Source organism: Serinicoccus profundi (assembly GCF_008001015.1).
GTDB lineage: Bacteria > Actinomycetota > Actinomycetes > Actinomycetales > Dermatophilaceae > Ornithinicoccus > Ornithinicoccus profundi.
Genome location: NZ_CP042862.1, coordinates 447198 through 468411, shown reverse-complemented (window position 1 = coordinate 468411; position 21214 = coordinate 447198). Strand labels below are relative to the sequence as shown.

General features: G+C 73.3%; 15 protein-coding genes and 1 pseudogene. 9 read left to right on the top strand and 7 right to left on the bottom strand.

Annotation, left to right across the window (positions count from 1 at the left end):
- Nucleotides 1-102 precede the first annotated feature (102 nt).
- Genes FA582_RS02200 through FA582_RS02175 form a run of 6 tightly spaced genes read left to right on the top strand, consistent with a single transcriptional unit; the run spans nucleotide 103 to nucleotide 5899 of the window.
- Nucleotides 103-3090: a DUF4040 family protein gene (locus FA582_RS02200; RefSeq protein ID WP_010148265.1), complete on the top strand. Its 2988-nt coding sequence runs from the start codon at nucleotides 103-105 to the stop codon at nucleotides 3088-3090.
- Nucleotides 3087-3419 (top strand): sodium:proton antiporter, encoded by a 333-nt coding sequence (locus FA582_RS02195; RefSeq protein ID WP_010148267.1) that lies wholly within the window; start codon nucleotides 3087-3089, stop codon nucleotides 3417-3419. Before FA582_RS02200 ends, FA582_RS02195 begins: the two co-directional genes overlap by 4 nt.
- Nucleotides 3416-4930, top strand: a complete 1515-nt coding sequence (locus FA582_RS02190) for a monovalent cation/H+ antiporter subunit D family protein (protein WP_337459782.1) — start codon at nucleotides 3416-3418, stop codon at nucleotides 4928-4930. Before FA582_RS02195 ends, FA582_RS02190 begins: the two co-directional genes overlap by 4 nt.
- Nucleotides 4927-5307, top strand: coding sequence for a Na+/H+ antiporter subunit E (locus FA582_RS02185; protein ID WP_010148269.1), 381 nt, complete (start codon nucleotides 4927-4929; stop codon nucleotides 5305-5307). The genes FA582_RS02190 and FA582_RS02185 overlap by 4 nt, the downstream gene beginning before the upstream one ends.
- Nucleotides 5304-5564 (top strand): monovalent cation/H+ antiporter complex subunit F, encoded by a 261-nt coding sequence (locus FA582_RS02180; protein ID WP_010148270.1) that lies wholly within the window; start codon nucleotides 5304-5306, stop codon nucleotides 5562-5564. Before FA582_RS02185 ends, FA582_RS02180 begins: the two co-directional genes overlap by 4 nt.
- Complete coding sequence (locus FA582_RS02175; protein WP_010148271.1) at nucleotides 5561-5899, top strand: cation:proton antiporter; 339 nt, start codon at nucleotides 5561-5563, stop codon at nucleotides 5897-5899. The genes FA582_RS02180 and FA582_RS02175 overlap by 4 nt, the downstream gene beginning before the upstream one ends.
- A gap of 25 nt (nucleotides 5900-5924) precedes the next feature.
- Here FA582_RS02175 and FA582_RS02170 read toward each other — a convergent pair whose 3' ends face one another.
- The 7 genes from FA582_RS02170 to FA582_RS02140 all read right to left on the bottom strand — a co-directional run bounded on the left by FA582_RS02170 (nucleotide 5925) and on the right by FA582_RS02140 (nucleotide 14638).
- Nucleotides 5925-6485 (bottom strand): DUF5063 domain-containing protein, encoded by a 561-nt coding sequence (locus FA582_RS02170; protein WP_010148272.1) that lies wholly within the window; start codon nucleotides 6483-6485, stop codon nucleotides 5925-5927.
- A gap of 38 nt (nucleotides 6486-6523) precedes the next feature.
- The gene (gene recR, locus FA582_RS02165; protein WP_010148273.1) at nucleotides 6524-7141 is read right to left on the bottom strand and encodes a recombination mediator RecR; all 618 of its coding nucleotides are present in this window, start codon (nucleotides 7139-7141) and stop codon (nucleotides 6524-6526) included.
- A gap of 37 nt (nucleotides 7142-7178) precedes the next feature.
- A complete protein-coding gene (locus tag FA582_RS02160) occupies nucleotides 7179-7874 on the bottom strand; it encodes an HAD family hydrolase (RefSeq protein WP_010148274.1) in 696 nt (231 codons plus the stop codon).
- The gene (locus FA582_RS02155; protein ID WP_010148275.1) at nucleotides 7871-8545 is read right to left on the bottom strand and encodes a lysophospholipid acyltransferase family protein; all 675 of its coding nucleotides are present in this window, start codon (nucleotides 8543-8545) and stop codon (nucleotides 7871-7873) included. The genes FA582_RS02160 and FA582_RS02155 overlap by 4 nt, the downstream gene beginning before the upstream one ends.
- 13 nt (nucleotides 8546-8558) lie before the next feature.
- Nucleotides 8559-11261 (bottom strand): DNA polymerase III subunit gamma and tau, encoded by a 2703-nt coding sequence (locus FA582_RS02150; protein ID WP_010148276.1) that lies wholly within the window; start codon nucleotides 11259-11261, stop codon nucleotides 8559-8561.
- 10 nt (nucleotides 11262-11271) lie between these two features.
- Nucleotides 11272-13530 carry a HelD family protein gene (locus FA582_RS02145; protein ID WP_010148278.1) on the bottom strand — a complete coding sequence of 753 codons (2259 nt, stop codon included), beginning with the start codon at nucleotides 13528-13530 and terminating at the stop codon, nucleotides 11272-11274.
- Between the two features lie 91 nt (nucleotides 13531-13621).
- On the bottom strand, nucleotides 13622-14638 hold the full coding sequence (locus FA582_RS02140) for a helix-turn-helix domain-containing protein (protein ID WP_010148279.1): 1017 nt from the start codon (nucleotides 14636-14638) through the stop codon (nucleotides 13622-13624).
- Between the two features lie 303 nt (nucleotides 14639-14941).
- Between FA582_RS02140 and purD the strand changes: the two genes are divergently transcribed.
- From purD to purL, 3 genes and pseudogenes are all read left to right on the top strand, one after another.
- The gene (gene purD, locus FA582_RS02135; RefSeq protein ID WP_010148283.1) at nucleotides 14942-16240 is read left to right on the top strand and encodes a phosphoribosylamine--glycine ligase; all 1299 of its coding nucleotides are present in this window, start codon (nucleotides 14942-14944) and stop codon (nucleotides 16238-16240) included.
- Nucleotide 16241: 1 nt separating this feature from the next.
- A complete protein-coding gene (locus FA582_RS02130) occupies nucleotides 16242-17198 on the top strand; it encodes a phosphoribosylaminoimidazolesuccinocarboxamide synthase (protein ID WP_010148284.1) in 957 nt (318 codons plus the stop codon).
- Nucleotides 17199-17242: 44 nt separating this feature from the next.
- Nucleotides 17243-21212 (top strand): annotated as a pseudogene (gene purL / locus FA582_RS17630) (phosphoribosylformylglycinamidine synthase).
- The last annotated feature ends 2 nt before the right edge of the window (nucleotides 21213-21214 follow it).

Below are 21214 nucleotides of genomic sequence, written 5' to 3'. Positions count from 1 at the left end.
TGGAGGGCACGCGCACCGCGGCGGGGTTGGTAACCTGAGACGCATGTCCCGCCCGACCGACCGCTGCCCCACTGGCAGCGGCCTGTCCAGGGCGGGTCTGCCATGAGCCTCCTGTGGACCCTGGTCATCTCCGCGGTGACGGTCCTCGCGACCTTTCCCCTGACGCGCTTCCTCGGACGCCACGCAGGCTGGCCGATCGCCGCGCTCTACCTCGCGGCCGCGGCGGCCTACTGGCCGGCCGCGACGCAGGTCATGGCTGGGGAGACCCCCACCTGGTCCATCCCCTGGGTGCCGACCCTCGGCCTGGAGCTGTCGCTGCGGGCCGACGGCCTCGGCACGATCTTCACCTTCATCGCCCTGGTCATCGGCGCGATCGTGCTCGCCTACTCCACGGCATACCTCAAGCCGGGACGCAACCTCACCTTCTACTTCTACATGGCGATGTTCACCGTCTCCATGGTCGGGCTGGTGCTGGCGGACGACCTCATCCTGCTCTTCCTGTGCTGGGAGCTCACCAGCCTCGCCAGCTTCTTCCTCATCGCCCGCTCGGGGTATGCCGGTGAGGCCGCCTCGCTGCGCACCCTGCTCATCACCTTCCTCGGGGGGCTCGGGCTGCTCGCCGCGGTCACGGCGATCGCCGTCCGCACCGGCACCACGACGCTGTCCGAGGCGCTCGCGCACGAGGTGTGGGACACCAGCCCGGGGTTCACCGCCACCATCGCCCTGCTGGTCATCCTCGCGGCCTTCACCAAGTCGGCGCAGTTCCCCTTCCACGTGTGGCTGCCCGACGCGATGGCCGCGGCGACGCCGGTCAGCGCCTACCTCCACGCCGCGGCCGTGGTCAAGGCCGGGATCTTCCTGCTCATGCGCTTCTCGCCGGCCTTCCACGACGTGCCGGTGTGGAACGTCCTGCTCATCACCACCGGGCTGGTGACCTGCGGCATCGGCGGCTGGTTCGCCCTGCAGAAGACCGACCTCAAGAAGCTCATGGCCTACTCCACGGTCAGCCAGCTCGGGCTCATCGTCGCCACCATCGGGGTGGGCACGGAGTACGCCCTCGCCGCGGCGATGCTGCACGTCATCGCGCACGCGCTCTTCAAGTCGGGGCTCTTCATGATGGTCGGCGTCGTCGACCACGCGGCCGGCACCCGCGACGTGCGGCGCCTGCCCGTGCTCTCCAGCGCGATGCCGATCGCCTTCTGGGTCACCGTGCTCGGCTGCGCCTCGATGGCCGGGGTGCCCCCCATGCTGGGCTTCGTCTCCAAGGAGAGCATCCTCACCTCGATGCTCGAGTCGCCCTTCGGCGCGCTCGCCGCGTGGGCGGCTTTCCTCGGCGTGGCCCTCACCGCGGTCCTGACCTTCGCCTACTGCGCCAAGATCGTCTTCAACGGCTTCTACGACGGACGAGGCCAGGCCAAGTGGCCCGAGGACCGCCCCCTGCACACGACGCCCTGGGCACTGGGCACGTTCGCTGCGCTGCCCATCGTGGCGGGGCTGCCGCTCGCGTTCTTCGTCGGCATCCTCGACACCCCGGTCGGTCGGGCCACGGCGGCGATGCTCCCCGCCGGCGTCGAGGAGCCGCACCCCCACCTCGCGCTCTGGCACGGCATCAACCTCGAGCTGGTCACCTCGCTGGCCATCATCGGCGTGGGCGTCTTCGTCATCCTGCGCCGACGCTTCTTTTTCCCCGCCCGCGAGCACGACACCTTCTCCTTCGACGGCGCCGACGTCATCCGGGTCATCAACGACACGGCCGCCGACGTCGGCAAGGCCCTGGCCGCCCTGGTCCGCGCCGACAACCCCACGCGGCACGTGGCCGTGCAGTTCGTCGCCTTCTCCGCCCTGGTGCTCGGCGGCGTGGCCGTCCTCGTCTCCGGGGGCCACCTCCTGCCCGTCCAGGAGGGGCTGGTCAGCCCGATCGACGTCGTCGTCCTCGTCATCATCGCGGTGGCGGTCGGGGTGCTCGTGCGGGCCAACTCCCGGCTCGCCGCAGTCGTCGCCCTGTCAACGGTGGGCGCTGCCGTCACCGTCCAGATCTTCGCGCTCGGCGCACCCGACGTCGGCATGACGCAGCTGCTCGTCGAGGCGCTGACCGTCCTCATGATCATGCTCGTCCTGCAGCGGCTGCCGCTGACCTTCGGCCGGGGCCCGCGCTGGGGCAACAAGGCGGCCCTCTCGCTCGCGCTCGTCGGCGGCCTCTCGGCCGGCGTGGCCACCTGGGCGCTCACCGGCCGCCGTGACCGCAGCGAGATCGCTCTGTGGTACCTCACCGAGGGTCCGGTCGAGACCAGTGGCGACAACGTCGTCAACACCATCCTCGTGGAGTTCCGGGCCCTCGACACCTTCGGCGAGCTCACCGTGCTCGGCATGGCCGCGGTCGCCATGGTCGCGATCCTCTCGACCGTCCGCGATACCTACCTCGACCCGCCGCCGGAGCAGGACCGCAACTACGTCGCCCCGCCCGAAGTGCCGCTGCGCGAGCGCGGCTCCACGGCATACCGCGCCGTGACCGAGTCCTGGGGCAACGCCGTCCCGATGCAGCTCATGGTGCGCGTCACCGCCCCGCTGCTCGCGGCGATCTCCGCGATCCTCTTCTTCCGCGGCCACAACTCCCCCGGCGGCGGCTTCATCGCCGCGCTCGTCGGCTCCGCGATCGTCGCCCTCATCTACCTCGCGACCTCCCGGGACCGCGCCGTCGGCCCGCCGCGGCTCCCGCTGCGCCTCGTCGCGCTGGGCGTGCTCATCGCCGTCGGCACCGGCATCTGGGGGATGCTCGGCCACGCCTCGTTCCTCGAGCCGCTGCACACCTACGTCTTCGACATCTACCTGACCACCTCGATGGTCTTCGACCTCGGCGTCTACCTCGCGGTCCTCGGGCTGGTCATGGAGGCCTTCAACCTGCTCGGCGCCACCGGTGGCCGCGAGGGCACCCGCGAGCGCGCGGACGAGTCCGTCGAGGGCGAGATCAGCGGCCCCATGGACACCTCCCGCGGCGAGCGGTATGCCGAGGAGCGCCGCGGCATACCGGGGCGTGGCTCGACCTACCTCCAGCAGGACCTCCCGCCCCGACCCGGAGGTGGCACGCCGTGATCATCCCGCTGACCGTCGGCGTCCTCACCGCCGGAGCCATCTACCTCATGCTGCAGCGCGGCATGGTCCGGATCATCTTCGGACTCTCGCTCCTCGCGCACGCCGCCAACCTGCTCATCCTCTCCGCCGGCGTGACCGCCTGGCGCGGTGAGCCCTTCCCCGAGGCGGCGGGTGCCGCGGACGCCGGGGACCCCCTGCCCCAGGCCTTCGTCCTCACCGCCATCGTCATCGCCCTGGCGGTGACCGTGCTCATGCTCGCGATGGCCGTCATCGGCCACAACGACGACACCAAGCGCATGCCGGAGACCGGGGAGATGCGCCGACGATGATGAACGCCGCCCTCCTCCCCCTGCTCGCCGCGCTGCCGATCGCGGCGGCGGCCGCGACCGTGCTCTGGCGCAACGCGGCCTGGCAGCGGTTCTGGCTGCTCGCCATCCCCGTGCTCACCGGGGCCGCCGGGCTCGACCTGCTCCTGCAGCACCGCACCACCCCGGTGCTCGCCGAGAATGTCGGCGCCTTCGTGCCCGGCGTCGCGATCCCCTTCGTCTCCGACACCTTCAGCGCACTGATGATCCTGGTGACCTCGTTCACCGTGCTCATGTGCCTGGTGTTCATGGCCCTCACCGGGGAGAACCGCTACCGGCTCGTGACCCCCCTGGTCCTCATGCTCCTCGGCGGGGTCAACGGCGCCTTCCTCACCGGCGACCTCTTCAACCTCTTCGTCTTCGTCGAGGTCATGCTGCTGCCCAGCTATGCGCTCATCGCGGTGACCGGCACGTGGCGGCGGCTCGGTGTGGGGCGGACCTTCGTCGTCGTCAACCTGCTCACGAGCACGATCCTGCTCATCGGGGTCGGCCTGGTCTACGCCACCGCCGAGACCGTCAACCTCGCGCTGCTCGTCGGCGCCGGGAGCGACCCGCGGACGATGCTGAGCTCCGGTGTCGTGCTGCTCGCGCTCTCGATCAAGGCCGCGGTCGTGCCGATGCACACGTGGCTCCCGCGCAGCTATCCCGCGACCTCGGCGGCCGTCATGGGCCTCTTCTCGGCGCTGCACACCAAGGTGGCCCTCTACGCGCTCTACCGCGTCACCTCGACGCTCTACGACGGCCGGCCGCCGTGGATCATGATCCTGGCCGTGCTCGTCGGCCTCTCGCTGGTCGTCGGCTCCTACAGCACCTTCGGGGAGCGGGTCATGCGCCGCGCGCTGTCCTGGCAGATGGTCGCCGGAGTGGGGCACATCCTGCTCGGGCTGCTGCTCTTCACGCAGTTCTCCCTCGCCGCCGGGATCTTCTACATGATCCACCACATCATCACGATGGGGGCGCTCATCCTCGGCGCCGGCGCGATCGAGCAGACCTACGGCTCGGGTCGCTACGAGCGGCTGTCAGGCATCATCCGCCGGGACAAGCTGCTGACGATCGGGTATGCCCTGGCGCTCCTGTCGCTCGTCGGCCTGCCCCCCAGCTCCGGCTTCTTCGGCAAGGTCGGCCTCGTGCAGGCCTCGGCCCAGGTCGGCGGTGCCTGGCAGGCGGTCTTCATCACGCTGATCTTCGTCGGTGCCCTCGGGTCGCTCGTCGCGATGCAGCGGCTGTGGGTCGGTGTCTTCTGGGGTCCGGACATGGAGGACTACCTGCCCGACTCGCCGGAGACCGGCCGCAGCGCCAAGGTCCGGCTGACCGACGACATCCGCGTCACCCCCCGCCTCATGACACCGATGCTCGTCCTCGTGCTGACCCAGCTCGCGATGTTCGTGCTGGCCGGCCCGATCATGGAGGTCACGACCCGGGCCGCGGCCGGGCTCGTCGACCTCGAGCCCTATGTCCGGGCGGTGACCGGATGATCCTCAACCCGTTCCGCACGGCCGTCTACGGCGGCTGGCTCGCCAGCGAGGTCATCCGCGGCGCGCTGCGCATCGGCGCCGACGTCATCACCCCGGGGCTGCGCATGTCGCCTGCCATCGTGGCCCTCCCGCTGCACTGCGAGACCGACCTGGAGATCAGCACCATGGCCTCCTCGATCACCATCACCCCCGGCACGGTCACCGTGGGCATCGCGCCCCGCACCGGCGACACCCCACCGACGCTCTACGTCCACGCGCTCTACTGCGAGGACCGCGAGTCCCTCGTCGCCGAGCTGCGTGACATGGAGCGCCGGCTGCTCGTCATGACCCGCGGCCGGCCGGCCAGCGACCGCACGCGCGGGGTGGAGCCCACATGACCCTCATCGTCTGGACCACCGTCGCGATCCTGCTGCTCGCCGCCGTCCTCGGACTGGCCCGCGTCATGACCGCCCGCGACGACGCCTCGGTCGCCGCGGTGAGCGACCTCGTCTACTTCTGCGCGGTCGGGACCTTCCTCATGATCGGGATGGCCTCGGAGTCGATCGTGCTCCTCGACGTCGCCTCCCTCGCGGCGCTCATCGGCATCCTCGCCACCGTGTCGCTCGCCCGGATCCTCACCCGGGGGCGCCGATGACCCTCCTGCTGACCCTGCTCATCGGCGTCCTGTGCATCGGCGGCGCGATCTTCGTCCTGCTCAGCGCCATCGCCATGCTGCGGGCCCGCGACGGGTTGTCCCGGATCAACGTCCTGTCCGGGGCGACCGGCATGGGTATGCCGTGGATGGTGACCGGCGTCTACCTCCACAACGTGCAGGTGCACGGCTTCACCGTGGTCGACCTCGTCAAGCTCATCGTGGCCGTCGCGGGCTTCGTCATCATGAGCTCGGTCGCCTCCAACGCCCTCGGGCGTGCGGCCTACCGCTCCGGGGCCCCTCTCGACCCGGCCACGGAGCCCAACGACCTGGCCTGACCGACCGGGCTCTCCCAGTGCCGCGTCAGGTCGCGTGCAGCGCGGCGAGCTCGGCCTCCATGACCTGCTCGTCGTCGGCGTCCAGCCGCACGTGCGCCAGCAGCGTGTGGAGCACGCGCAGGGCCGAGGCCGCCCGCTCGCCCCAGGAGGAGAGGTAGCTGAACTGCCACCACCACATCGCCTCGGTCGGGCGACCGGCGAGGAAGTGCTCCTGCCCGTGGGCCAGGTCGGCGGCCACCGCCACCAGGTCGTCGGACAGCGACCCGCGCGTCACCTCGCCGGTGAGGACGGGGTCCTCCAGGTCGCAGTAGTCGTCCAGGCCCCCGAGCAGGCTGTGCAGCGCCTCCCTGACGCGCTCGAGGTCGGCGTCCGGCCCGGCGTCGGGCTCGAAGCGCTCGGCCGGGACGACGTCCACGAGAGCGCCCAGGCGCGCGCCCGCGGCGCACACCTGACCCACGCTGAGCAGCAGCAACGGCAGTGCCGACTCCGCGGCACCGCCCGAGGCGACCTCCTCCAGGCTCGCGAAGTAGGCCGCCACCTCGGCGTGCATCTCGCGGGCCGGTTGGGCCCAGTCGTCCTCGACCATGACCACCACCCTAGGGGCAAAGGGGTGGCTGTGGTGGGTCAGGAGGTGGGCGTGCCGCTGGAGATCATCCGCCGACCCTCGAAGGCGCGGCCGAGGGTGACCTCGTCGGCATACTCCAGGTCGCCGCCGACGGGCAGCCCGGAGGCGAGTCGGCTGACCCGGACCCCGTCGTAGGGCTTGAGGAGGCGGGCGATGTAGGTCGCCGTCGCCTCACCCTCGAGGTTGGGATCGGTCGCGATGATGACCTCGTCCACCGCACCGTCGGCGAGGCGAGCGACGAGCTCGCGGACCCGCAGGTCCTCGGGGCCGACGCCCCCGATCGGGTTGATGGCCCCGCCGAGCACGTGGTAGCGGCCCCGGAACTCTCGGGTCCGTTCGATCGCCGCGACGTCCTGGCTCTGCTCGACCACGCAGATCATGCTCGGGTCGCGGCGGTCGTCGAGGCAGATCCGGCACCGCTCGGCCTCGGCGACGTTGCCGCAGATCTCGCAGAAGCGCACCCTCTCGCGGATCTGCACCAGGGCCTCGGAGAGGCGGGTGATGTCCTCGGGGTCGGCCGAGAGCAGGTGGAAGGCGATCCGCTGCGCCCCCTTGGGACCGACACCGGGCAGTCGCCCCAGCTCATCGATCAGGTCCTGGACCACGCCTTCATACACAACACGCCACTGTATGCCTCGGCACCGACACCCGTGCTCAGGCTCGCCCGAGCGGCAGGCCCAGGGCGTGCCGCAGCGCGGGGACGTCGTCGACCAGACGGTCCGGCCCGGCGGCCCGGAGGTCTGCGGGCGTGCCTGCGCCCCAGGTGACCGCGACGGGCCGCATCCCGGCCGCCACGGCGGCCTGCACATCGACGACGGCATCGCCGACGTAGACGCAGGACGCCGCCTCGACACCGAGGCGACGGGCCCCCTCGAGCAGCGGCTCCGGGTGCGGCTTGTGCCGGGTGGTCTCCTCCAGCCCGACAACGACCTCGAGGTCGGGGATGCCGGTGGCGGACATGCCGCGCCGGACCAGCCCGGCCCGCTTGGAGGAGACGACGCCGACCGGGACGCCTGCGTCAACCAGGTCACGGACGAGCCCGGCGGTTCCCTCCACCCGGCGGATGAGGCGGTCGTGCGCGTCGAGGTTGTGCTCGCGGTGGTGCTCGACGAGGGCATTCCCCTCACCGGGTCGCACGTCCTCCAGGGTCTCCCGCAGCGGGCGGCCGATCCAGGACCGGATGGTGGTGGCCGGTGGAAGGGACGCGTGGGGGAAGACCTGCGACGCCACGGCACCCGGAGCCGTCAGGGCGTACTCGTAGGAGGCGACGATGAGGTCCACGGTGTCGGCGAGGGTGCCGTCGAAGTCGAAGAGCACCGCGGTGGTGGGCGCGGGACGGGGCGGGGTCACGCGGGGGCGTCGCCGGAGCGCTGGGCATACTCCCCGGCCCACTCCTGGCCGGAGATCTCGAGGATGCGGGCCATCACCTCGTCGGTGAGCTCGCGGCGGGCCCGGCCCTGAGGCACCCCGTCGAACCTGCCGGTCACCTCGATGGGAGCCCCGAACTCCACCCGCACCTTCGCCCGGCGAGGGAGCCGCGACCCGACGGGCTGGATGTCCTGGGTGCCTTGGAGTCCGACCGGCACGATCGGGCAGCCCGCCTCGAGGGCCAGCCAGGCGACGCCGGTCTTGCCGCGGTAGAGCCGGCCGTCGCGGGAGCGGGTGCCCTCGGGATAGATCCCGAAGGCACCACCGTCACGCAGGTGCGCCAGTGCGAGGTCGAGGGACTTCTGGGCCGCGCGGGTGTCGTCGCGGTCCACCGGGATGGACCCGACACCGGTGAACCACTCGCGGCTGATCCAGCCCTTGATCCCGGTGCCGGTGAAGTACTCCGACTTGGCGAGGAAGGCCACCTGCCGGGGCGCGGTGAGCGGGATGACCACGCTGTCGATGAAGGAGCGGTGGTTGCTGGCGAGGATGACCGGTCCATCCATCGGCACGCGCTCGCGGCCCACGACCTCCGGGCGCCAGATCGCGGTCGCCAGCGGGGTCACCACGGGATGGAGGAGCTCGTAGATCATGCCTGGGCCGTCCTCACGCCACGGGGTCGTCGTTGATGGCGATGACAGTACCGCCCAGCACGCTCTCGATCACAGGTTGGCCGACCGCGCCGGAGGTCGCGAGGTCCTCGTCGTCGGCGCTCGGTGCATCGCCACCCGGGGTCCGCTGCGGCGGCGGGGGCGGGCTGACCCGCGGCGTGCCGGGGCTCGCCGCCGACCGCGCGTCGGCAGCAGAGCCGTCGACGGCACCCTCAGCCGGTGTCTGCGCCTCCGCGGTGCTGTCGGTGGGGGCGGGCGACGGCTCGCCACCCGTCGCCCACGCCGGGGCTCCCTGCCCGGCGGCGCGCTGGGACCAGTCCGGCTGGTCGGCCGACGGCGCCGAGGGGCGGCCGCCCGCGCCGAGCTGCTCGGCCAACCCCGGTTCCCCGGCCGTCGCTGCCTGCTCGGCGCCGCCACGTGGGCCTGCCGCGCCACCCCGGCCGCGCACCCGCACCGGCGCGGGGCCGCTCGGCGACGTGCTCCCGGCGTCGCCCGCCGCGTCACCGCCGGACCGCGTGCGCAGGCGACCCCGCATGGGCGCGTCGGGTATGCCGTCCGGCACGCGGGTCGGGGGTGTGGCACCGACCGAAGTCTGCGCAGGGGAGGTCGGGCCCGTGGAGCGCGCCGGTGCCGCCGGGGTGGTGGCGGCGTGCAGATCTGCGGGCGGCGCCCAGTCGTCGGGCTCGGGGGGTTCGTCCGCCGGTGGCTCAGGGTCGTCGTCCGGCGGCTCCGGGGCCGAGGAGCCGGCGTGGCCTGGTCTTCCGCCGGGGCCGGTCGAGGGCTGTCGGCCCCGCGCACCCGGTGCCGGCTGATCGCCCTGGGCCGGGCGGCCACCGTCGGCAGACCCTCCGCCTCCCTGAGGAGACCCGCCCTGGGGCGGTCGGCCTGCGGGCGGCGCGTCACCCTCGCCCGGTCGCTGCCGATCGGCGGGCGCCGGCGCAGCCCCTCGTGGGGTGCCTGCACCGGACCCGGACCCGGACTGAGCGTCACCAGGAGCAGGTGCCTGGGCCCCCAGCACGGTGGCCTCGATGGTCGTGTCGAGGGCGAGCGCGTCGAGCACGCCCTGCCGCAGCGCCTCCTCGTTGGAGGTGCCCATGAAGTGCCGGATCCACCGGTCGTCCGGCATCCCGACGAGCAGCCGTCGGCCGTCGAAGTCGACGACCTGGATCGACTCGAGGGCCCCGGCCGTGCGGCGACTGATGGCCCGGACGGCGGTGATGATGTCGGGCCAGTGCCGACGCATCGCGGCGGTGTCCAGGTGCCCCGGCGCCTGCGCGGCCGTCGCCGTCTCGTCGGTGCCGGATGTCGGTGCCTGCTCTGCCGAGCCGACGCGTGCGCCACCCGGCTCCTGACCTTCGCCCGCCGGCGCACCCTGCGGCCCACGTGCCGTGTCGGAGGCGTCCGCTGCACCGGGGTCGGCGCCGCGCACGGCGGCCGAGGCCCGTCGACGGGCCGACACCGGTGCGGCACCGCCCGCCACGGGCCCCTGCGTGCCGGGCGTATCGCCCTGGGTCGGCCCGACGCCACCCTGCTCGCCACCGGCCCCCAGCCGGCGCTCGATCCGGTCGAGGCGGGCGCCGTGGCCCTCATCGCCCTGGGCCCCGGGCAGCAGCAGCCGGGCGGCCATGAGCTCGAGCATGAGGCGGTAGGACACCGCGCCGGTCATCTCCGACAGCCCACGGCTCACGAGGTCGCCCGCCCGGGACAGCCCCGCGGCGCCGTAGGACTGCGCCTGACGCCGCATCCGGTCGATCTGGTCCTCGGGCAGGCCGGGCAGCAGCCCGCCCGCCTGCTCACCGGTGGCGGCGAGCACGATGAGGTCGCGGTACCGCTCGAGGAGGTCCTCCACAAAGCGCCGGGGATCGTGCCCGGACTCCATCACCCGGTCGATCTGGGCGAAGACCGTGGCGGCGTCACCGGCCGCGACCGCCTCGACGACGGCATCCAGCAGCTCGACGTCGGTGAAGCCGAGCAGCGCCGCGGTGCGCTCGTAGGTCAGCCCGGCCTCGCCGGCACCGGAGATCAGCTGGTCCAGGACCGAGAGCGAGTCACGCACCGACCCTCCCCCGGCGCGCGTCACGAAGGACAGCACCCCCGGCTCGAGGCGGACGCCCTCGCTCTCGCACAGCTGCTCGAGGTAGGCCGTGAGCCGCTGCGGCGGGACGAGGTGGAAGGGGTAGTGGTGGGTCCGGGAGCGGATGGTCGCCAGGACCTTCTCCGGCTCGGTCGTCGCAAAGATGAACTTCACGTGCGGCGGCGGCTCCTCGACGATCTTGAGCAGGGAGTTGAAGCCCTCCCGGCTCACCATGTGGGCCTCGTCGATGATGTAGATCTTGTAGCGTGCCGTGGCCGGACCGAAGGCCGCGCGCTCACGCAGCTCACGGGTGTCATCGACCCGGCCGTGGCTCGCGGCGTCGATCTCGATGACGTCGACCGAGCCCGCCCCGTCGCGGGCCAGGGCGACGCAGGACTCGCAGGTGCCGCACGGCTCGGGCGTCGGGCCCTTCTCGCAGTTGAGGCAACGGGCGAGGATCCGCGCGCTGGTGGTCTTGCCGCAGCCGCGCGGCCCGGAGAAGAGGTAGGCGTGGTTGACCCGCCCGGAGCGCAGGGCCTGCATGAGCGGCTCGGTGACGTGCTCCTGCCCGATGACGTCGGCGAAGGTCTCGGGCCGGTAGCGGCGGTACAGGGCGATGCTCACACCAGTGACCCTAACGGCCTCCACCGACGGACGGCACCGGCTCGTCCACAGGCCGCAGGATGGCGCTGCGGTGGGCGGCCCGGGTGAGGACGACGTAGAGCGCGCGCACGCCGCCCGGCGACTCGGCCACGATGGCGTCCGGGTCGACGACGACGGTCGCGTCGTACTCCAGCCCCTTGGTCGAGAGGGGGTCGACGAGCACGACGCCCTCGTCCCCGGTCACGACGCCCGAGAGCCGCTCGTGCCACGACCAGGGCGCGATGACCGCGATCTGGCCGGCCACCTCCTGCCGCAGCTCCCCCAGGACCCGCTCCACCTCGGCGCCCAGGTCGCCCCTGGCGACCGAGAGCTCCACCGGCTCGTGGCCCGTCTCCCGCACCGCCTGCGGGATGTCCGCCTCCGGCACGTGCTCGGTGATGACCCGCGCCGCGAGGTCGAAGATCTCCCGGGCGTTGCGGTAGTTGGTGTCCATGTGGAAGGCCTGCCGCGGCGCGTTGCCGAAGGCCTCCTCGCGGGCCTGTGCGGCCTCGGCGAGGTCGTCCCACGAGGCCTGCGCCAGGTCACCGACGACCGTCCACGACGCCCATCGCCCGCGCCGACCGAGCATCCGCCACTGCATCGGGGAGAGATCCTGCGCCTCGTCGACGAGGACGTGGGCATACTCCTCCGTCTCCCCGATCCGACCGGCGAGCAGCCGCTCGCGCGGGTCGCTCGAGACACGGTTGCGGCCCTCGCCCACGGAGGTGACCCCGAGCGAGCCCTCCGTCTGACCGTCGGTGCCGACCCGCAGGGCCGAGACGCCGTACTGGCTCGCGTCGTCGAGCTCCTCGATCTCGAAGAAGCCGCGCTCCTCGCTGGGCAGGTCCACCACCGGGCCGAGCCGGGCCGCGAGGTCGTCGACGAGCGCCACGTCGGCCACGCTCCAGGTGCCGACCCGCAGCGCCTCACGGTAGGAGGCCGCCAGCCCCGCGGCCTCCTCGGCGTCACCGCCGCCGAGCCGCCGGACGAGCTCCTCGTCGGCGAGCCACAGCAGCACCTCGCGCGGGTCCAGCGGACGCCACCACTGACGCATGAACGCCTCGACGTCGCCGGAGTCGGTGAACCGGTCGACGAATTCCGCCCGGTCGCCCTGCTCGACCTGCTCCCAGGCGAGCTGGGCCAGCGTCTCCACGGCGGCGTCGTAGCCCGCGTTGCGGTGGTGGTGGCGCAGCACCTGGGCCCGGGCGCGGTCCAGGTGGGGCGCGCCCAGCCGGATGGCCTGACCGGCGACGAAGGTGCGCAGCTGCACCGGGGCGTCCGGGATCGGCTCGCGGACCAGCCGGGAGAGCAGCCGGCGGATGCGCAGGCTGCCCTTGAGCGCGGCGACCGCGGGCGGGTCGAGCCGGGTGGCGGTGATGCCGGCCAGGATGTCGCCCAGCGAGCGCAGGACGACCGAGTCCTCGCCGAGGGAGGGCAGCACCCGCTCGATGTATGCGGTGTAGGCGGCGGAGGGGCCGACGACGAGCACCCCACCACCCTCGAAGCGTCGGCGGTCGGAGTAGAGCAGGTAGGCGGCGCGGTGCAGGGCGACGACGGTCTTGCCGGTGCCGGGGCCTCCGGAGATCTCCGTGATGCCCCGGGCGGGGGCGCGGATCGCCTCGTCCTGGTGCTGCTGGATCGTGGCCACGATGTCGCGCATCCGCTCGCCGCGGCTGCGGGTGAGCGCGGCCATGAGGGCACCGTCGCCGACCACGACGACGTCGTCGGGGGGCTCGGCGACCATGAGGTCGTCCTCCACCCCGACGACCTGCTCGCCGCGACAGCGCAGCACTCGACGGCGCAGGACCCCCAGCGGGTCGACCGGCGTCGCGCGGTAGAACGGCGCCGCGGCCGGGGCCCGCCAGTCCACGACGAGGGGCTCGTAGTCGTCGTCGCGGACCCCCAGCCGACCGACATACCGCACCTCGCGGGTGTCACCACGCTCGTCGGCGACCTCGTGCTCGAGATCGAGCCGTCCGAAGACCAGACCCTCGTGCTGGTGCTCCAGGGAGGCCCGGCGCTTGCTCGCGGAGTAGACGAGCGCGTCGCGCTCGAACAAGCCCGCGAGCTCCTCGTCCCGCGGGTCCCCCGTGCCCTTGCGCTCGGTCTGCCCCCGCGACATCCCCTCCGCGTGCACCAGCTCGACGCGCTCGGCCGCCTTCTGGAGCTCGGCGTAGACCTTGTCCACGTGCGCCTGCTCAGCGGCGATCTCGGCGGCGATCTCCCGATCGGTGCGCACCACGTCCGTCATCCGCCCACCTTCCCTCCGGTCCTGACGGGCCGGGAGCCGCGTCACGTCACGGTCGGCCCCCGCAAAACGGACAGTCTATCGGTCCCGACCCTCAGACCCAGCCCCGGCGCACGGCCTGCGCCCCGGCGTGGAAGCGGGTCGCCGCGCCGAGGTGCTCCATGACGTAGCGCACGCGACGCTCCACGGTCCGCACCGAGATGCCCTGCTGGCGGGCGATGACCTGGTCGGAGGCGCCGCTGACGAGCAGCTGGAGGATGGCCTGGTCGCGCTCGTCGAGCGGCGCGGAGGATCCTCCTGCCTCCTTGCGCAGCGCGGCGTCGCGCATCTGACCGTAGGGCGCGGCCAGCATCCACGTGCGGTCGATGAGGTTGGCGACGGCGGCGACCGGCGCCTCGAGCCGGGCCTCGAAGGACCCGATGCCCTCGGGGTCGAACCGGCTGATGTCGACGAGGGTGACGTCCTCGTCGACGACGACGGCCGTCACGGGGATCCCGTTGCCCGTCCGCACCGCGGCCCCGTCGTGCACGGCCTGCTCCATGACCGTCACCGTCGACGGCAGCTCCAGCAGGCCGGTGTCCAGGATGAGGCGGCGGTCGACGCCCTCCCGGACGGACAGCAGGGTGGGGTCCTGCGCCGCCAGCTCCAGCAGCCGGCGGCTGGCGACCGAGCCGTCGATCGCCCACCACAGCCGCTCGGAGGCGGCGAGGTGCATCGCGGTGATGCGTCCCACGATGTCGTCGACCCCGCCGAGGAGGTCCATGCCCGGCACCGCCCCGCGGCTGCCCCCACCGGCCGCCCGCCGCCAGGCGCGCTCCAGCTCGCCCGCGGTCGCCCGGGCCAGGCGCAACCGGTGCTCGGTGTCCGCGGCATACCTCGCCACCGCCTCGCGCGGCGGCAGCACCTGCCAGGTGTCGGGCTCGTCCCCCGGTTGCAGGAAGCCGCGCGCCACCAGCTCCGCCATGGCGTCGTCGATCTCCGCATCGGTCATCCCCTCGGCCCGCAGCGCGGCACGCGACGGCGTCCCGAAGCGCAGTGCCCGACGGAACACCCCGCTGACGAACTCCTCGTACGCCGCCCCGTGCAGCCGATCGGTGTGCTGACCGTCCATGGGCCCATCATGTCGGATCTACGACAACGGCAGCATTCCGACGCCCCTCGACGTGACATGGCCGCACCGGATGTGTCACTGTGGGGGAGTCGGCTTCGGTCGGCGCAGGGATCGTGAGTGTCGCGCGGGCAGCCCCCCATCAGCCCGCAGCGACCCTGCCCTGCAGATGGCCCTCCTGGGAGATATCCCCCCTGCCTCCCAGGAGGGTCATCGCTCGTCGTGAGCGTCCATCCCCGCTGCGGCGCCAGATCCCGGCTCACCCGTGGCTCGCCACCCGCCCCGCTGCCGATAGGCTGCTGGCCCGTGGTGATCCTCGTCCTCGGCTCCGGCGCGCGCGAGCACGCCCTGGCCCGCTCCCTGGCCCTCGACCCCGCCGTCGACGAGGTCCTGGCCCTGCCGGGCAACCCCGGCATCGCGGGCCTCGCCCGGTGCCTGCCCGGTGATCCCACCGATGCCGCGCTCGTCGTCCACGTCGCCCGCACCGAGGGGGTCGACCTCGTCGTGGTGGGGCCGGAGGCGCCGCTCGTCGCGGGGGTCGCCGACGCCGTCCGCGACGCCGGCATCGACTGCTTCGGCCCGAGCGCGCAGGCGGCACGGCTCGAGGGCAGCAAGGCCTTCGCCAAGGACGTCATGGCCGCGGCCGGTGTCCCCACCGCCGCCGCGCACGTCTGCACCACCCCCGAGCAGGTCGCCGCGGCGCTGTCCGCGACCGGCGCGCCCTACGTCGTCAAGGAGGACGGGCTGGCGGCGGGCAAGGGGGTCGTCGTGACCGACGACCTCGCCGAGGCGCTGGAGCACGCCGCGATCTGCCTGGCCCGGGAGGGCGGTCGGGTCGTCATCGAGGACTACCTCGACGGCCCGGAGGTCTCCCTCTTCTGCCTCAGCGACGGCACCGACGTGGTCGCGCTCGACCCGGCCCAGGACTTCAAGCGGGTCGGCGAGGGCGACACCGGCCCCAACACCGGCGGGATGGGCGCCTACTCACCCCTCGCCTGGGCCCCGGAGGACCTCGTGCCCGAGGTGCTGGCGCAGGTCGCCCGACCGACGATCGCCGAGATGTCCGCACGGGGTATGCCGTTCGCCGGGGTGCTCTACGTCGGCCTGGCACTCACCTCGACCGGCCCGAGGGTGGTCGAGTTCAACGCCCGCTTCGGCGACCCGGAGACCCAGACGGTGCTGGCCCGGCTCCGCACACCCCTCGCCGGGGTCCTGCGTGCCGCGGCTCGTGGGGAGCTCGCCACGCTGCCGCCGCTGGAGTGGGACCCGCGGTCGGCCGTCAACGTCGTGGTCGCCGCGGAGCACTACCCGGCGACGCCCACCACCGGCGACGCGATCGGCGGCATCGAGCGGGCCGAGGAGGTCGAGGGGGTGCACGTGCTCCACGCGGGCACCGCCACCGACGAGACCGGGACCCTCGTCTCCGCCGGCGGGCGGGTGCTCAGCGTCGTCGCGGTCGCCGACGATCTCCCCCGGGCCCGCGACGCGGCCTACGCCGCGGTCGGACGGATCGACCTGCGGGGCAGCCACACCCGGCCCGACATCGCCCTCGCGGCGGCGCAGGGCGGCGTCGACCTCCCCGACGAGCCGAGAGCCGAGGCCTGAGATGACCCAGACGATCCCCGGGCACGAGCTGCTCTACTCCGGCAAGGTCCGCGGGCTCTACGCACCGCTCGACCCGCAGACCGGCGAGCGCGACGGGAGCAGGCTGCTCCTCGTCGCCTCCGACCGGGTCAGCGCCTACGACCACGTCCTGGACACGCCGGTCCCGGACAAGGGCGCGGTCCTCACCCAGCTGTCGCTGTGGTGGTTCGACCAGCTCGCCGACCTCGCCCCCCACCACGTGCTCTCCACGGACGTGCCGGAGCAGGTCGCCGGCCGCGGGGTCTACGTGCGCCGCCTGATGATGCTGCCCGTCGAGTGCGTCGCCCGCGCCTACCTCACCGGCGGCGGACTCGGGGAGTATGCCGCGACCGGCGCGGTCTCCGGCGTGCCGCTCCCCCCGGGGCTGGTCGACGGGTCGCGGCTGCCCGAGCCGGTCTTCACCCCGAGCACCAAGGCGCCCGTCGGCGAGCACGACGAGCCCATCAGCCTGGAGCAGGTGGTCGAGCTCGTCGGCCCCCGCCTGGCCCACCGGCTGCGCGACCTCACCGTGGCGATCCTGGCCCGCGGCAACGAGATCGCCGCCGCCCGCGGCATCCTCATCGCCGACACCAAGGTGGAGTTCGGCATCGACCCCGCGTCGGTGCCGGTCGACGACGCCGGCGCGCCCTGCTGGGCCGAGATCGACCCCGACGCCGTGCAGGTCACCCTCGCCGACGAGGTGCTCACGCCGGACTCCTCGCGCTTCTGGCGGGCCGCCGACTGGGAGCCGGGTCGGGCGCAGACGTCCTACGACAAGCAGGTGCTCCGGGACTGGCTGACCTCGGCGGCCAGCGGCTGGGACCGCGCCTCCGACGCCCCGCCCCCGACCCTGCCCCCGGAGGTCGTCGACCTCACCCGGGCCCGCTACGTCGAGGCCTACGAGGCCCTCACCGGCACGACCTTCGCCCCGCGCACCTGACCCGGCAGCGACCGACCACCGACCCCGCCAGGAGCCTCACCGACATGGCAGCCCACGACCTCGTCCTCACCACCGTGCCGGGTGGCTCGGCCCTCTCCGACTTCCGCGCCGAGGGGCTGCTGCGCCGGCTGCAGCAGGTCGTGCCGGGGGTCACCGGCTTGACGGCACGGCACGTGCACGTCGTCGCCACCGAGCACGAGCCGGACACGGGCGAGCTCGACGGCCTGCGCGCCATCCTCACCTACGGCGAGCCGTGGCCGACGGAGGAGGTGACGGGCGAGACCGCCGGTGGGACACGGCATACCTCGCTGGTCGTCGTCTCCCCCCGTCTCGGCACGATCTCACCGTGGTCGAGCAAGGCGACCGACATCCTGCACAACTGCGGCCTGGCGGTGCGCCGGGGTCGAGCGGGTGACGGAGTACCACCTGACCCACGACGGCCCCGCGCTGGACGAGCCGACGTGGACGGCCTGCGCACAGCTCCTGCACGACCGGATGACGGAGTCGGCGCTGCCCACGCGCGAGGCGACCGCCCTCCTCTTCGCCGAGCGCGAACCCGCACCGATGGCTCGGGTGGACGTGCTCGGGCGGGGGCGCGAGGCGCTGGCCGAGGCCGATGCCTCCTTCGGCCTGGCGCTGTCCGCGGACGAGATCGACTACCTCGTCGAGTCCTTCACCGCGCTGCGCCGCAACCCGACCGACGTCGAGCTGACGATGTTCGCCCAGGCCAACTCCGAGCACTGCCGGGCACAAGATCTTCAACGCCGACTTCGTCATCGACGGGCAGGAGCAGGAGCACAGCCTCTTCGGGATGATCCGGCACACCGAGGCCGTCGCGGGGCAGGGCACGGTCATCGCCTACAAGGACAACGCGTCGGTGATGGAGGGCGGCCGGGTCAGCCGGTTCGTGCCCGAGGGCGACGGGTCGGGCCACGGGGGAGCGGTATGCCCTGCGCGAGGACACCGTGCACGTCCTCATGAAGGTCGAGACGCACAACCACCCGACGGCGATCTCGCCCTTCCCCGGCGCCGCGACCGGGGCGGGGGGCGAGATCCGCGACGAGGGGGCGACCGGGCGGGGCAGCGCACCCAAGGCCGGGCTCACCGGCTTCGCCGTGTCCCACCTGCATCTCCCCGGGACCGACGAGCCCTGGGAGAGTGCCGATCCGGGCCCGGGCGCGCCCGAGCACCTCGCGACCCCTCTGGACATCATGATCGAGGCGCCGCTCGGTGCCGCGGCCTTCAACAACGAGTTCGGTCGGCCCGGGCTCGGCGGCTTCTTCCGGGTCTACGAGCAGACCGTCGACGGCGTGCGCCGCGGCTACCACAAGCCGATCATGAGCGCCGGTGGCCTGGGGGCGATCAGCGCCGACCAGACGGAGAAGGTCCGCTTCCCCGCCGGCACCCTGCTCGTGCAGCTCGGGGGTCCCGGCATGCGGATCGGCATGGGTGGCGGGGCGGCGAGCTCGATGGCGGCCGGCACCAACGCCGCCGAGCTCGACTTCGACTCGGTGCAGCGCGGCAACCCCGAGATGCAGCGGCGCGCGCAGGAGGTCATCAACCACTGCTTCTCGCGCGGCGCCGACAACCCCATGCTGGCGATCCACGACGTCGGCGCGGGCGGCTTGTCCAACGCCTTCCCCGAGCTCGTCGACGACGCCGGGGCTCGGCGCCCGCTTCGACCTCTCCCAGGTGCCCCTGGCCGAGTCCGGGCTCTCGCCCAAGGAGATCTGGTCCAACGAGAGCCAGGAGCGCTACGTCCTGGCCATCGCCCCGGCGTCGCTGGACTCCTTCGCCGCCCTCTGCGCGCGCGAGCGCTGCCCGTATGCCGTCGTCGGCGTCGCGCAAGCCGAGACCGAGCTGGTCGTGACCGGTGGCGCGGAGGAGGCCGACGGCGCGGTGGCGGAGGCCGACGACCCGGTGGACATGCCGATGGGCGTGCTCCTCGGCAAGCCGCCGAAGATGACCCGGGACGTCCACCGCCTCACCCGCCGGACCCCCGAGCTCGACGTGGACACCCTCGACGGCGAGGCGCTGCGGGAGGCGGCGTATGCCGTGCTCCGTCACCCGAGCGTGGCCTCCAAGCGCTTCCTCATCACCATCGGTGACCGCACCGTGGGCGGCCTCAGCCACCGCGACCAGATGGTCGGCCCGTGGCAGGTGCCGGTCGCCGACGTCGCGGTCACGCTGGCCGACCACGTCGGGCTGGCCGGGGAGGCGATGGCGAGCGGGGAGCGGATGCCGCTGGCCGCCGTCGACGGCCCCGCCTCGGGGCGGATGGCCGTCGGCGAGGCATTGACCAACCTGCTGGCCGCCCCCGTCACCCTGAGCGGGGTCAAGCTGTCCTGCAACTGGATGGCCGCCTGCGGCGAGCCCGGTGAGGACGCCGCCCTGCACGACACCGTGCGGGCCGTCGCGCTCGAGCTCTGCCCGGCCCTGGGCATCTCGGTGCCGGTGGGCAAGGACTCGCTCTCGATGCGGACCCGGTGGACCGAGGAGCAGGCCGGGCGCGGCGTCGTCCAGCAGGTGACCTCACCGGTCTCGCTCGTGGTCTCGGCCTTCGCCGCGCTGCCCGACGTGCGGGGCACGTGGACCCCGCAGCTCGGCGCCGACGACGCGCTGCTGCTCCTCGACCTCGGCGCCGGGGCCGACCGGCTCGGCGGCTCGATCCTGGCGCAGGTCCGCGGCGAGTTCGGCGGCACCGTCCCCGACCTCGACGACCCGACCCGGATCACCGGCCTCGCGACCGCGCTCGGCGAGCTGCGCGCAGCGGGCCTCGTCACGGCATACCACGACCGCTCCGACGGTGGTCTCTGGGCGACCCTGTGCGAGATGGCCTTCGCCGGGAGCGTCGGCGTCGACGTCACGCTCGGCGACGGTGTCGGAGTGGCAGGGCTCTTCGCCGAGGAGCTGGGGGTCGTGCTGGGCGTGGCCGCCGGTCGCGTCGAGGAGGCCGAGGGGATCCTGGGCCGCCACCTGGACGAGGGCCTCGTGCGCCGGCTCGGCCAGGCGACCACGAGGCGGCGGGTGGTCGTGCGCGGCGAGCGCGTGGCCCTGGAGGAGCCGGTCGCCGACCTCGCGCAGGCCTGGGACGACGTGTCCTGGCGGATCGCGACGCTGCGGGACCACCCGGCGTGCGCGCAGGAGGAGCACGAGGCCGTCGGTCGCGACGAGCCCGGTCTCGTCGTGGCGCCGACCTTCGACCCGACGCAGGACGTCGCGGCGCCCTACGTCTCGCGCGGCGTCCGCCCCCGGGTCGCCGTGCTGCGCGAGCAGGGCGTCAACAGCCACGTGGAGACGGCCTTCGCCTTCGACCGCGCCGGCTTCGACACGCTGGACGTGCACATGACCGACCTCCAGGCGGGCCGTGTCGACCTCGCGGACCCGGCTCTGGTGGGGCTGGTGGCCGCCGGCGGCTTCTCCTACGGCGACACGCTCGGGGCGGGTGAGGGCTGGGCGCGCTCCGTGCTCTTCAACCCTGGCCTCACGGACGCCTTCGCCGGCTTCTTCGCGCGGCCGGACACCTTCGCCCTCGGGATCTGCAACGGCTGCCAGATGTTCGCCGCGCTGACCGAGCTGATCCCCGGGGCGTCGGCCTGGCCGCGCTTCGTGCGCAACCGCAGCGAGCAGTACGAGGCCCGCCTCTCCCAGGTCGAGGTGCTCGAGAGCCCCTCGCTGCTCTTCGCCGGGATGGCCGGGTCGCGGCTGCCGATCGCGGTGGCCCACGGCGAGGGCCGGGCCGACTTCTCCCGGCAGGGGGACGAGGCGGGCGTCGCGGCGGCCATGCGCTACGTCGACGGACGCGGCGACGCGGCGACCACCTACCCCGCCAACCCCAACGGCTCCCCCGGTGGGCTCACCGCGGTGACGACGCCCGATGGCCGGTTCACCGCGATGATGCCGCACCCGGAGCGGGTGGCCCGCAACGCCCAGCTGTCGTGGACCGACGGCGCCATCGAGGACCCCAGCCCGTGGCTCCGGATGTTCCGCAACGCGCGGGTCTGGGTGGGCTGAGG

Bases quoted from the DNA above. Each gene is read 5' to 3' on its own strand.
- FA582_RS02175 (WP_010148271.1), top strand. From the start codon at position 5,561: ATGACCCTCCTGCTGACCCTGCTCATCGGCGTCCTGTGCATCGGCGGC.
- FA582_RS02170 (WP_010148272.1), bottom strand. From the start codon at position 6,485: ATGGTCGAGGACGACTGGGCCCAACCGGCCCGCGAGATGCACGCCGAG.
- FA582_RS02200 (WP_010148265.1), top strand. From the start codon at position 103: ATGAGCCTCCTGTGGACCCTGGTCATCTCCGCGGTGACGGTCCTCGCG.
- FA582_RS02130 (WP_010148284.1), top strand. From the start codon at position 16,242: ATGACCCAGACGATCCCCGGGCACGAGCTGCTCTACTCCGGCAAGGTC.
- FA582_RS02145 (WP_010148278.1), bottom strand. From the start codon at position 13,530: ATGACGGACGTGGTGCGCACCGATCGGGAGATCGCCGCCGAGATCGCC.
- FA582_RS02180 (WP_010148270.1), top strand. From the start codon at position 5,304: ATGACCCTCATCGTCTGGACCACCGTCGCGATCCTGCTGCTCGCCGCC.
- FA582_RS02190 (WP_337459782.1), top strand. From the start codon at position 3,416: ATGATGAACGCCGCCCTCCTCCCCCTGCTCGCCGCGCTGCCGATCGCG.
- FA582_RS02155 (WP_010148275.1), bottom strand. From the start codon at position 8,545: ATGATCTACGAGCTCCTCCATCCCGTGGTGACCCCGCTGGCGACCGCG.
- FA582_RS02185 (WP_010148269.1), top strand. From the start codon at position 4,927: ATGATCCTCAACCCGTTCCGCACGGCCGTCTACGGCGGCTGGCTCGCC.
- FA582_RS02140 (WP_010148279.1), bottom strand. From the start codon at position 14,638: ATGGACGGTCAGCACACCGATCGGCTGCACGGGGCGGCGTACGAGGAG.